This window comes from Bradyrhizobium nivariense, assembly GCF_029846695.2.
Classification (GTDB): Bacteria; Pseudomonadota; Alphaproteobacteria; order Rhizobiales; family Xanthobacteraceae; genus Bradyrhizobium.
This window is the reverse complement of sequence record NZ_JARWCR020000066.1, coordinates 1-11,874: the sequence shown is the minus strand read 5'-3', so window position 1 is coordinate 11,874 and position 11,874 is coordinate 1. Positions and strand designations below refer to the sequence as shown.

The window sequence follows — 11,874 nt, the reverse complement described above, 5'->3', positions numbered from 1 at the left end:
CGCTAGATACTCCGGGTGGACTCGCAGAGTTCGAGCCCTCTCTACTCCTGTCCCACGGTGTGGTCTTGTGGCTCAATGAGATCGCCGCGCCGCGCATCGTTCTGCGGATCCGCCTTGGCGAAAAGCCGCTATCCATCCGTGTGAACCGGCTTGTGTGGCAGGCGGAGCCGTCTGCCCTGGCCATGCTTGACTGCGTATTTCGCGTCGGAGGTGAAACGGCTGTATTGTCCTTGCCCCGCCCGCTTGTGGAGACACTGATTTCGACGGTGCAGCCTGGCCTCACTTTACCTTCCGAGCCTGCCCGTTCGCTCCTTCTCGAACTTGCGCTCGAATCCTTGCTCTGTCCACTGGAAGCGCTGCTAGCGCGGGATTTGCAACTTGCCCGCATCGACGAAGCAAGCGCGCACGGCCCTTATCTGGAACTCGAGATCGCCCACGGGCCGCTCGCGGGCAAGGCTCGCCTATTCCTATTCCCGTCCCTGGACGGTCCGGTTCCGTCCGCGTTCCGAATCTTAGGCGAACTGGTCCGCCAATTGCCGCGCGAGACGCGCGTGCTTTCTCCGGAATTGCCTGTCGTTATTGCAACGGAGATTGGCTCGCTGCGCGTGTCCATCGCACTGATTCGTCAAGCACAGGCGGGCGACGCACTGTTGCCGGACGTCATTCCCCTTGCCGGCGGCGAGGTCATCCTCACCGCGGACAGGTTATGGGCTCCGGCACAGGTCACCGGTGACACACTGGTCCTGCGGGGGCCGTTCCGCCTACAACCCCACCCTCTAAAGCGTGCACATATGATGACAAAACGCCAAGCGCAGCAACTGATCCCTCCCTCAGAAGCCGACATCGACAGCGTTGAGATCACGCTTGTGTTCGAATGCGGCCGCTGGTCTATCCCGTTGGGCACGTTGAGAAGCATCAACGAAGGGCATGTGTTCGAACTTGGTCGCCGCTTTGACAGCCCGGTCGACATTCTTGCCAATGGCCAATTGATCGGCTGCGGCGACGTCGTTCGGGTCGGTGAAGAACTGGCCATCAGGTTGCGTGGCAGGCTGGCGGTCAATGATTGACTTTCCACCAAGTATCGTTGCGCTTCTTGCGGTCACGGTGGGCCTCGGCCTTCTGGCTTTGGCAGTCGTCACAACAACGGCGTTCATAAAGGTTTCCGTCGTTCTCTTCCTGGTTCGCAACGCGCTCGGCACCCAATCCATACCCCCGAACATCGTTCTGTATGGCGCTGCATTGATCCTCACCGTATTCATTAGCGCCCCAGTGTTTGAACAGACCTACAACCGCGTTACCGAGCGGCAACTTCGCTACGAAACGCTCGATGACTGGGTGACCGCCGCCAAGGAAGGCAGCGAACCACTACGCGCTCATCTGAAGAAATTCACAAACGAGGAGCAGCGTACATTCTTCCTGTCGTCGACAGAACGTGTCTGGTCTGAGGAGATGCGGGGCAACGTTACGGCTAATGATTTTGCGATTCTTGTACCCTCGTTTATGATCTCGGAGTTAAAGCGTGCGTTTGAAATCGGCTTCCTTCTGTATCTTCCATTCATCACGATCGATCTGATTGTAACGACGATCTTGATGGCCATGGGCATGTCCATGGTCTCACCAACACTAATATCTGTTCCTTTCAAGCTCTTTCTATTCGTCACGATCGATGGCTGGTCGCTGCTCATGCACGGATTAGTCTTAAGTTACGCAACGCCAGGAGGTTAAGGTGGACGAAGCCAACATACTCACTCACCTCAGCCGATCGCTTGTCCTATTCATGATCTGGGTTCTGCCACCGCTCCTCTCAGCCCTCGTGGCCGGACTGGGCGTTGGCATCATCCAGGCGGCAACGCAGGTCCAGGATCAAACCTTACCGCTCACCGTGAAGCTCGCCGTCGTCGTCGCCGTGCTAGTTCTATTTTCTCCGGTGCTGAGCGCCCCGCTTGTTGAACAAGCCCAGCATATTTTCGCCGAGTTCCCCACTCTTACAGCGAAGTATTAGCGAGTGGAAGGCAGGGCAAAGTCTCTGCGACAGTACCGCCATCTGCCGTCGATGGGGGCGAACCCAGCCGATTATTTGCGGCATTCTCGACTTCTAACATCAGGGCAGGGCGAGCGGGGCCTGTTCCGTTGGCCGAAGCAAGCGACTAGCAGATCTCAAATGCATGGTTTGTCACCCACCGAGACGCAAACACTGATCAAGACTGCTATGGACTTCGTTGTTGCGGCCGGCCTAGGTGCAGCCCGCACTCTAGGCATCACGTTAGTGCTTCCCGTATTTACGCGACTGCACACTAGCGGGATGATCCGCGGTAGCTTGGCGCTCGTGATCGGACTGCCATGCTTGGCGCATATCAAGGATGGTCTGCAGACGCTAGATCCAGGCACCCGTATGATCGTCGTCGCGTTCATCGGTCTCAAGGAGATATTCATCGGCCTGCTGATTGGCATCTTGCTCGGTATACCACTATGGAGCATCCAGGCGGTTGGTGAGATCATAGACACCCAGCGAGGTGTTTCGAGCCAGGTGGACGATCCTGCGACCCACAGCCAAGTCTCGGCGACAGGTCTTTTTCTCGGGACCGCTGCGGTTACGATTTTCGTTGTGTCTGGAGGTCTGCAGACGATGGTCAGATGCCTCTATGACAGTTATCTTATCTGGCCCATATATCAGCTACTTCCTACCCTGACGCTGCAAGGGGCAACGGAATTTGTAGCGCTCCTCGACCATATCATGCATACCACCCTGCTGGTTTCTGGGCCTGTCACGGCCCTACTGCTCCTGATCGAGGTATCCCTCATGTTGCTCGGGCGCTTTGCGCCACAAATCAAGCTAAACGATCACTCCCCGACCATCAAGAATGTCGCTTTTGGCATCATCATGATCAGTTACACCGTCTATCTCATTGAATACATGGGCGCGGAGATCATCCAGTTCAACGGCGTGCTGGAGTGGCTCGCGAAGTTCTTGAAATGAACGGCGCGAGCGAGGAGAAGAAGCTTCCACCAACCCCCAAGAAGCTACGGGACGCGCGTAAGAAAGGACAGAGTCCGCGCAGCGCCGACTTTGTCACCGGCGTCAGCGTTTGCGCAGGTTTCGGCTGCCTATACGTTAGAGCGGGCCAGATTGAAAACGGCTGGCTAGAATCGGTACGGCTAGTCAATAAGCTGCAGGCGCAGCCCTTCAATAGTGCGGTCCGGCAGGCGCTGGTCGGATTGATCGAAATTTCTATTGCGGCAGTTGCCCCAATCATCGGAGTGGTGGTGATTGCGGCTATCTTGGCCAGTGTCCTGGCTAGCGGCGGGCCGACATTTTCTATGGAGCCGTTGCAACCAGGCCTTGAGAAGTTGGATCCCGTCAAAGGGCTGAAAAAGATTGTCTCTCAGCGATCACTTGTGGAGCTCGGCAAGTCACTCATCAAAGTATTGCTTCTCGGTGGAACCCTTCTTCTTGTTGTGGTCGCAAGTTGGAAAGCGCTTGTGTACTTGCCCGTCTGCGGTTTGGCTTGCTTCGGGTTTGTCTTTAACCAGCTCAAAGTTCTGATCGAGATTGCGGCCGGCGCTTTTCTGATCGGCGGTTTGATTGATCTACTACTTCAGCGCTGGCTGTTCTTGCGCGATATGCGCATGACGCAGAGCGAAGCGAAGCGCGAGTCCAAGGAACAGGAGGGCAATCCTCACATCAAGAATGAACACCGTCGGCACCGGCGCGAGTCGGCGAACGAGTCGCCGCTCGGTACTCATCGGGCCACATTGATCCTGACCGGCCCCGCAATGTTGATTGGGCTGCGCTATGTTCGTGGTGAGACTGGTGTTCCGGTCTTGGTCTGTCGCGGTGAGGGCGAACTTGCTTCACGTTTGCTTGGTCAGGCGCGGGCGCTGCATCTCAGCATTGTCCAGGACGATATGTTGACGCGTCAGCTGATCCGAAAGGCAGCGTTGGGGAAGGCCGTTCCGATCGACTGCTTCGAGAGGGTTGCAAAAGCGCTCTTTGCCGTAGGCCTGGTCTAGCTTCGCGCGCACGCCCCAAACTGCACTACCGGATCTGCAAACGGCGCGATCACGAAGGAAAGCGAACATTGTTTGTAGGGTCGTCTGCTTATCGCTGACCGACTGACCAGAATATCAGCCAACATAGCGCCGTATGCTGCTTAGGATTGATGAGCCGCTCATGAACCTTCCGATAGAACTCTGTTCTGAGTTCCATGTTCCAAGTTTCCGTGGTCAGTCGGCGTGATAGTCCTGCGGGCCGGAGAGGGAAGTACCGCACGATCGCCACTGGTTGGCACGACAGCTTCATTGCCCAGCAAGTCGCCGGGATCGTTGACCATGACTCCCAGGTTGTTCTGGATGGAGCAGCCAAGCGTTGGATTGAAAGAATTGTCGTCTACCGAAGGGCCAACGATCGAAAGCGGTGGACAGATGGCAGGATGTGCTTCGTAGATAGTCGCCTCGATCCTTACCCCGAAATGGGCAGGCAGACTGATGACGGAATCGGAGAGGCGGATATTCCAAGGGGTAACACCCATCGCGCGGGCATCATGGGCCACCTGCGCAATCAGCCTGGGTGAGCCCGTGACATCGAGATGGACTGCATCCCACCGACCGCGACTGGCGCTCGCAATGAAGTCCCGCAGACGAGATCTCTCGACGCGACGAACGCCCTGTAGCAGCAAGACGCTTGTCTTCTGCTCTATCCGGATCGTTCGTTCAGCGCGCCCAGAATAGATCGCAGAACCGTTTGTGCATCCACCTACGCTCGCCGAAATAGCGATCAAGCAATACAGATGTCGCAAGCTCATACGCTATCCTCATTCGATGATAAAGTTGGCGCCGCCATTAGCGCCTGGTTGTGCCTTGGGAGCATCACGGCCTCGCGGCGAACTTGCCAACGTGTTTGTTAAAGTGCGCCCGGCATCCGAGGGTGGTCCGATGCGGTCAGTGGGCGCGCTCATCTTGCCAGGAGTCGATCCTGGTCGCACGATGTAGGGCGTGACAATAATTACCAGCTCCGTCTCGTCCTTCTGAAATGAGGAAGAACGAAACAGCGCACCCAGGATCGGCACATCGCTCAACCAAGGAAAACGGCCAATGTCGGTGCTGAAATTGCGCCGGATAAGCCCTCCGATTGCAAAGCTTTGACCGCTGGCAAGCTCGACGACCGTAGTGGCACGCCGCGTGGAAAGACCGGGTATAGACGTTCCATTGACGCTGACTTCGCCTACTTTCGACAGCTCGCTGACCTCAGGCTTCACGTGAAGATTGATCTGGTTGTTGCTGAGAACCGTCGGGACGAACTCTAGGCTAATCCCAAATTGACGGAATTGGACTGAGACCTGCCGATTGTCCTGCATGACCGGAATCGGAAATTCGCCGCCTGCCAGGAAACTTGCTGATTCGCCGGACATGGCGGTAAGGTTTGGTTCAGCCAGTACATACGCGAGGTTCTCGTTAGCGAGTACGTCTAGAACAGCACTGACGTTCGCACCGCCAATGCCGTATCCGACGCTTGCCGAGCCGGCTCCACGGGTGGCGCTGGCACCACCAGCTTTGCCACTTTTAAAGCCGAAAACGAAAGGGCCGGTTTGACCCGAGGCAGAGAGGTTAATGCCAAGCTCCTTCATGGCGGTGCGCGAAACCTCGGCGACTCGCACACTAAGATTGACCTGAAGTGAACCGGCAACCTGGATCTTGTTGACGACCAGCGCATCCGCACCGAGAAACTGCTCCGTGATCTTCTTGGCGCTGTCGACGAGATCGGGATTTGGTGCTGTTCCGCTAAGAATCGCGCCGCGCGGCGTATAGCTAACTTGGATCGGATAGTCCCCGAGCTGCGCCTTCAGCGCGGCACGCAGATCCTCTATAGGTTGGGTGACGACAACGCGAAGCTCGGCTAGCGCCTCGCCATTATCGTTCAAAGCGAACAAGCTGGTCCGCCCCGAGTGTTTTCCAAACACGAAGATGGTCGTGTTTGACGGCGCCTGATAGTCCGCGATCGTCGGGTCGGCAACAAAGATGCTCGCAGCTGGCGCTGGGAGATGAATTGTTTTGCCCTGCGAGGAGGAAAGATTCAGAGTTCCCTGAAGGCTATCAGCAGTCGCGCGTGGCGTCCCCACAGTACCAACCCGCTTTACCTGAGCTGTGGCGGCAAAAGGAGCTAGTAGAGCGACCATGCATAGCGCACAAAAAATGCAGGGAAGCGCGGCAGATGTGACGGCGCTCGGCCCTCCGCGGCTGCCATGATGAGTGTTAGGAGCGAACTTCAAGGGAGCCTTCGCTTTCAGGTTCAATCGATTGCGCAGCGGGGACCTGCGCCAGTTCAAGTGCATAACCGACGCCGCGCACAGTCGTGATCCGTAGCGTCGCGCCGGACCGGCTCAAATGTGTGCGTAAGCGGTAAATCCCAACTTCGAGGGCGTTGGTCGAGACCTCGTCGTCGAACGCATAGAGGCCCTCCTCCAGTGACGCTCGTGGTACGGTGCGGCCAGCGCGGCTGAGCAGATGTTCAAGAATGCACAGTTCGCGCCGGGCGATCCTTAGTTGCCGATCATCAATTGAAGCTTGCCGGCCGATAGAATCGAAATGTAGATTTCCGAACGTAAGGACGGGCGCTGTCATTTGCGGCGATCGTCGCAAAATGGCTCGCATACGAGCGACGAGTTCATCGATAGATACTGGCTTGGGCAGGAAATCGTCCGCGCCGCCGTTGAAGATCGCGATTCGCCTGCCCAGATCGTTCAACTTGCTCACTATTATGGCGGGAATCGAACATCCCTCGCGTCTCAACTGCTTCAGCCAGTCCAAGCCATCTCCATCGGGCAAAACCAGTTCGAGCAAGACAATTTGATAGCTGGCGCAAGCAAGGGCAGTCTCCGCCTCGTCAAGAATGCGGACGACATCCACGGCAAAACCGCAAACCAACAGCGCTTCCTTTACAGCGCGCGCAAAATCCGCATCACGATCAACCACGAGAATTCGCATTCTATCGCCCTTCGCACATCTGTCCCAAAAGCCGAGCGCATTACGGCCGTAAATGAGGTCTGGCCGATCTCAAGAGCTCGCCTTTCGTCTGACCGTCCGAAGCCCGGACCAATGGCGGAGATCATGGTCGCCACCGACGAGTGTCACCCGAGCTTGTTCAGCCTGTTGGCGACTGCGGCGTCTCGCCCGGGGTCGCACACATTGTCGGCGACGCTCAAGATGCCCTTCCGGCTGGAAGAGCGCCTGAATCGATTCTGGACATCGAGGGCCATAGCAGAACGCTGGCGCATCCGTATGCCCGCAGTTACCGCGGTCATTGACCCGCTGAGGACATTATCGATACTGCCGCTCTCCGAGCCTGAAGCAAAAGCGCACGAGACAATGGCGGGATTTCTGCCTGAATAGACACGAGGATTCGGCATTTGAAGCTCCCAAAATCGATTGGTTTGCGTCGGTCTTGCTGTGCTCTCGATCTGATGCACCGCCAAGTGACCCCAATGCAAGTTGCCTGAAGGTAGATTGGGCCTCTGAAGGCCAATGAGCCAATAGATACTGGTGACGAACGACCGATCTGGCTCGGACGGGAGGAAGCCTCCCTCCCGACCCGATGAGATAAACTAGCGAGTTCCAGCAGTCGCTTTATTCAGTCATGTCTGACGTCCCCGATGCAGCAGTCAGGCTGTTGTCCAGAAATGTGGCCGTGGAAACAATAGGAAGTGAATCAGTAATCGATTCGGCCGCATGTTGGCGTCGTCATCCATCTGGTTTGAGCGGTTGCGGCGCGTGCAATTCATCTCTCGGCGCAAACGGCATGGTATCGAAGTTGCGCTAGGCGCGGCAGGGGGCGGACGGAGACAGTCCGCCTTGCTCTCGGTCCGCCCGGAGTTTCCGGTTGCAACTGGGCAGCGGCGAATCGTACGCCCTGTTGCACAAGAGATCTTTCCGACAGGCCCTCGGCAGGAGGGATGCTCGCAAAGCGTCACGCAGTCGAGCGGCGCGATGTTATAGCCTTCAGACATTCGCTATTATTGCCTAACTGTCAGCAAGTGTTGAGGCGACCGATGCCGCGACTTGTCGCAAAGCCTACACTCTGACGTTAGGTGCGATTCAAGTGGCTTTGACAGTGATTGATCGAATACCAACTCCCTTGCGGGGCACCGAACTGCGACGAGCCAACCCGGGCGAGTCCATCGACTGGCACACGGTGGTCGACCTAGTCAGCTCGTGCTCCAAAACTACGCCCCGCGCACGAGCAATCAGGCAACATCTTTCTTTGCGTTTTGGGCAAGCCATTACGTGCTCGACAGTGCGATAGATCGATTCGGCTCAGACGTCGGAGTTAACAGCCACACTATAGCCCGTTGGGTATCCACGTCTTGCTGCCGCCAACTGGTCCTTGAGTTGGCCTGCGACGGACTGACGAACGCTTTGCGCATGATTTTCCTGGATGCTCCTTCCAACAGCGATTGCACTATCGGCCTTCAGGGTAAAATCAACAAATCCATTTTTTTATGGACCGCATCCAACTGCCGAATAGATTATGGAGCGGCGCATCGCGCATGCTGAGGGTCACGAACGAAGCGATCCATAAACATGAGCCGACTGCTTCAAAGACATTTGCGAACCTCGCACATCAGAAGCAACAAATGTAGGTCGGGCTGACGGTGCTCTGATGTGTTCCAAGCATGCGAAATAGAATTCGAGCGATCGCGATAGAGCTGATCGGGGGGCAAGAGGCGACATAGTGAGCTTTGTCATCAAGCTCTGATGCGCGGGTTGATAATAGCACCTTGAACTGTGGCGTCTCATGCATGGCTTCGCCGGGGAGGTCGGTTTCCGGTAATTTCGGCAACATCGGCCGATATCCCCGCTCGTCCTTCGATCAACACGGCCTTAAACAACTCGAACTCCTTTTCACGATTTTCTTCTGGGCCTGCCCTTCGGCCCGTCCGGACGCGGCAGGCCGGCGATAAAGCCGACGATGAAAGTATCGAGCGGAAGCCGTTCTTGACGAGGCGGGCCCACATCACTGCTCCCTCCCAGCCGATCCAGAAGAACTCCGCCAACCCATCGCACTCCGCGCCCGCGCCGATCTCTCCGGCATCGCGTGCGAGTTCTTCATCTGCCGCTCTCTTCGGCGAGCGGGCCGGTGGGAATTCTCTGCTCGATTGCTTAATTCTCTATGCTGCCGATGCTTGATGCTTAGCGCCATCTCCCTGCGAGTAGCGCCATATGGCAGGAGCGCGATCGCGAGCGCTACCGCTGCATCGCTATTGGCCGGTACTGCATTCAGGAAATCCGCCGGACCGCCACCCGCTTAAGTAGCCACTCAAGTGCCACAGCGTTCATGCTCACCAGTTGCCAGCGGGTTCGATAAAATGCGCGCCCGCTGGCGATGCGGACAACCCCCTGGCGAACGGTGAATTGTCTACGTAATAGAAGCCGGCTGGGCCGGAGGAACTCCAGCCCAGCCAACTCGACTCAACCACCGCATAGATTTCAGGTCTGGCGCGTAAGCCTAACGAACCCTCCTTCTTTTAGCTCGGCATTATAAAGCTTGCTGTCGAGCGAAATGATTGTTGGGTGGTCTTCGGTAGGCATGAGCCCATGTTCCCGCAGCTTTTCAATAAGCGCCAGCGGGGCCCATTGCTCCGGGTGGGGCACACCATCGTGCCGGGTCTCAACGAAGAACGCTCCGAAATCTGGCGCCCCCGTCGACCCGAGTCGCGGCATTTGAGCTTCCGGTGGGTTATGAATGAGGTGTACGCCCTCAGACGGATCCCATGCGGCCGTATAGAGGTGCCCCCGGATCACGTAGCTCATCGTCGGCTGCTCCGAGTCGGGCAGGAGACCGTGGTGGGTCAGTTGCTCGATCATTCGGAGCGGGGCGACTTGGGAGCCGTGCGCAAACCTTTCGGGAACGGCCCATGAGACATCATATACCGTCGTATCTGGCTCGGCAGACGAGGACGGCCCGGCTTCATTGATCACTCGACTAAATAGGTCATGATCTTCTTGAGTCCACTCGTAGGCACTTGGGGACCCTGGAGACCCAGCACCGTCGATCCGATTGAAATCCACCTCCTATTGGTTTCAGAAACGTGGGCTCAAATCCGCCAGAGCTTTCCCTGGGCTTGTCACCAGTTGCCCCATCGGCGGCAACCGCCGTCAAGAGACCACGTTCTCATGTTAGGGAGCCTAGCTGTCAGTAAGCTGACAGGTTTCGGGACACAGCTGTACCCGCGCCCGCGTTCCCGATTCGAATGCGATGGCTCGAAGGCCACCCTCGTTGAGGGGCTCTTTACCTTTATCGCTCCCTTGTGACTCGACACCGCGCTTGTTGCGGTCGGGCTGCTTTGAAGAAAGATGTCGTTTGGCGGGCCATCCTGTTTCTGCAAACTGACGCGGAGGAATTCCAAGGCTCCTCGGCGGATTTCCTGTCTATCTTCTGGACTCCGGGAATGAGATCCTGTGCCATTGGCTCTGCAATAGAGCGGCTCGATTGGGTTCGGTGATGTTGACACGACGGGTGGTGGAATTGCCCTAATCATCATTCCAGACGGTCGCATTTAACAGAAACAGCTCCGCGAGATAATGATACAGCGCTGTCAGCTCGACCGGTGGGGCAAAAGCCTGCGCCATCAGTGCTGTCGAGGCTGAGCGATGTTTGTTGGTCTCGATGTACTGCGCCGACGCGCAGACATTGCCCTTGGTCCGGCGGGGCAGCGCGACGTTGCTGGCGAAGAAGGTAGCCAATGCCTCCGGCGTCATCGGCACATCGCTTTGGACAACTCGGTGAGGCAAGGGCCGAGATAGGGAATAGTGCTGCGGGCACGCTACCTAAGGCCGAGGCCAATGAGGATCGTCTCCGCTCGCTCGCATTGAGCGGGGTCGTCTTCATCGGTTATCCCCGTCCTCACCACATTCCTGGCATTACGTGATCGACAACGGCGTGTCACCCGCCATCTCAAGCAGATCGAACACCCAGCCATTGGCTATTCTTATCCACCCGCCCCACAGCGTGTCGTGCCCCGATCCAACCACCGACTGTTCGAGATCCTTCTTCGGCACGTAAGTCGACAGGCCAGCGTCGGGCGAGCGGCAATCTTCACTTTCATAAGATCAACTCTGGTCGGAAGGACATTTCCCGCAGGACTGCGAGCGACCAGCGCGCCACGATGCCGAACAGCGCGCGCAAGAGCTGATCGATCTCCAATCCTGGTTTCACACGCAGTCGGAAAGCGGACCGCGCTCCACAGGCTCGTCGCCGGCACATTCATCGCGCAGCACACGCGATGCTTCCATTGAGCCGGGGCTGCAAGCTGACTCGAGCCTGTGCCAATTCCGAATCTATATCCGCTCGCGTGTGACATCAGGAGCACGCCCGCGCGTGGCGGGCGCTCCCGTTGCGGTGCTACTTTCGCCCCGGTGCATGCGGCTAAGAAGTTGGCCACTTTCGGGCCAAGCCGCACCTGGTGCGACTCCTGCTAGTCGGTCCCGAGGCTAAATTGAGCCGGTCGAAGTACCAACCAAACTCATCCGGAGACGAATCCGTTTCGATGTATTCTTCGCCCGAATTTTCCTCGACGCTTCCTTCGTTATCGTCATCGCTACTCTCAGCTTTAGAGAGATATAGCCGAGGCTTGTCCGCCCGCTGCCATTTTCCCTCCTCGTTCAGCGTCCACTTGTCGGAGTGCTGCGTAGGGTCAAGCACATATTGATTGTCACCCACGTGAACAAAACCCATCTGCTCTAGACGGGCCTTCGAGCTATGCGGGAAAGTGGGTGATGACGGAATGAGATAGGCGGCGTATCGAGGCGGGTGTCGAGCCTGCCAGAACCTCTCAAGGAGAGCGATACGCCATGAACGAGACTAGCAATATTGTTGCCCTT

12 protein-coding genes and 1 pseudogene are annotated in these 11,874 nt (G+C 57.2%); 6 read left to right on the top strand and 7 right to left on the bottom strand.

Annotated features, from left to right (window positions below; genetic code table 11):
- Nucleotides 1–59: 59 nt before the first annotated feature.
- The 5 genes from sctQ (at nt 60) to QCM77_RS35730 (ending at nt 4,011) form a co-directional block, all read left to right on the top strand.
- A complete protein-coding gene (gene sctQ, locus QCM77_RS35750) occupies nt 60–1,067 on the top strand; it encodes a type III secretion system cytoplasmic ring protein SctQ (protein ID WP_280096092.1) in 1,008 nt (335 codons plus the stop codon).
- Entirely contained in the window at nt 1,060–1,725 is a 666-nt protein-coding gene (gene sctR, locus QCM77_RS35745) for a type III secretion system export apparatus subunit SctR (RefSeq protein WP_280096091.1), read from the top strand. The genes sctQ and sctR overlap by 8 nt, the downstream gene beginning before the upstream one ends.
- A gap of 1 nt (nt 1,726) precedes the next feature.
- Complete coding sequence (locus tag QCM77_RS35740) at nt 1,727–2,002, top strand: EscS/YscS/HrcS family type III secretion system export apparatus protein (RefSeq protein ID WP_280096090.1); 276 nt, start codon at nt 1,727–1,729, stop codon at nt 2,000–2,002.
- Between the two features lie 159 nt (nt 2,003–2,161).
- Nucleotides 2,162–2,977, top strand: coding sequence for a type III secretion system export apparatus subunit SctT (gene sctT / locus QCM77_RS35735; RefSeq protein WP_280096089.1), 816 nt, complete (start codon nt 2,162–2,164; stop codon nt 2,975–2,977).
- On the top strand, nt 2,974–4,011 hold the full coding sequence (locus QCM77_RS35730; RefSeq protein WP_280096115.1) for an EscU/YscU/HrcU family type III secretion system export apparatus switch protein: 1,038 nt from the start codon (nt 2,974–2,976) through the stop codon (nt 4,009–4,011). Before sctT ends, QCM77_RS35730 begins: the two co-directional genes overlap by 4 nt.
- 158 nt (nt 4,012–4,169) lie before the next feature.
- On the opposite strand, the gene QCM77_RS35725 is transcribed toward QCM77_RS35730, so the two are convergent.
- The 3 genes from QCM77_RS35725 to QCM77_RS35715 form a co-directional block, all read right to left on the bottom strand.
- Nucleotides 4,170–4,802, bottom strand: coding sequence for a CpaD family pilus assembly lipoprotein (locus QCM77_RS35725; RefSeq protein ID WP_280096088.1), 633 nt, complete (start codon nt 4,800–4,802; stop codon nt 4,170–4,172).
- 9 nt (nt 4,803–4,811) lie between these two features.
- Nucleotides 4,812–6,173: a type II and III secretion system protein family protein gene (locus QCM77_RS35720; protein ID WP_280096087.1), complete on the bottom strand. Its 1,362-nt coding sequence runs from the start codon at nt 6,171–6,173 to the stop codon at nt 4,812–4,814.
- A gap of 76 nt (nt 6,174–6,249) precedes the next feature.
- Entirely contained in the window at nt 6,250–6,981 is a 732-nt protein-coding gene (locus tag QCM77_RS35715; RefSeq protein ID WP_280096086.1) for a response regulator, read from the bottom strand.
- A 111-nt stretch (nt 6,982–7,092) separates the two neighbouring features.
- Here QCM77_RS35715 and QCM77_RS35710 point away from each other — a divergent pair, with 111 nt between their 5' ends.
- Nucleotides 7,093–7,386: a hypothetical protein gene (locus QCM77_RS35710; protein WP_280096085.1), complete on the top strand. Its 294-nt coding sequence runs from the start codon at nt 7,093–7,095 to the stop codon at nt 7,384–7,386.
- A 2,094-nt stretch (nt 7,387–9,480) separates the two neighbouring features.
- On the opposite strand, the gene QCM77_RS35705 is transcribed toward QCM77_RS35710, so the two are convergent.
- From QCM77_RS35705 to QCM77_RS35690, 4 genes and pseudogenes are all read right to left on the bottom strand, one after another.
- Nucleotides 9,481–9,804, bottom strand: coding sequence for a hypothetical protein (locus tag QCM77_RS35705; protein ID WP_280096083.1), 324 nt, complete (start codon nt 9,802–9,804; stop codon nt 9,481–9,483).
- Between the two features lie 720 nt (nt 9,805–10,524).
- A complete protein-coding gene (locus QCM77_RS35700) occupies nt 10,525–10,752 on the bottom strand; it encodes a hypothetical protein (RefSeq protein ID WP_280096082.1) in 228 nt (75 codons plus the stop codon).
- Nucleotides 10,753–10,914: 162 nt separating this feature from the next.
- Nucleotides 10,915–11,082: pseudogene (gene nifT, locus QCM77_RS35695) on the bottom strand (putative nitrogen fixation protein NifT); the annotation flags it as partial.
- Nucleotides 11,083–11,419: 337 nt separating this feature from the next.
- Nucleotides 11,420–11,779 (bottom strand): hypothetical protein, encoded by a 360-nt coding sequence (locus QCM77_RS35690; RefSeq protein ID WP_511337223.1) that lies wholly within the window; start codon nt 11,777–11,779, stop codon nt 11,420–11,422.
- Nucleotides 11,780–11,874: the final 95 nt, after the last annotated feature.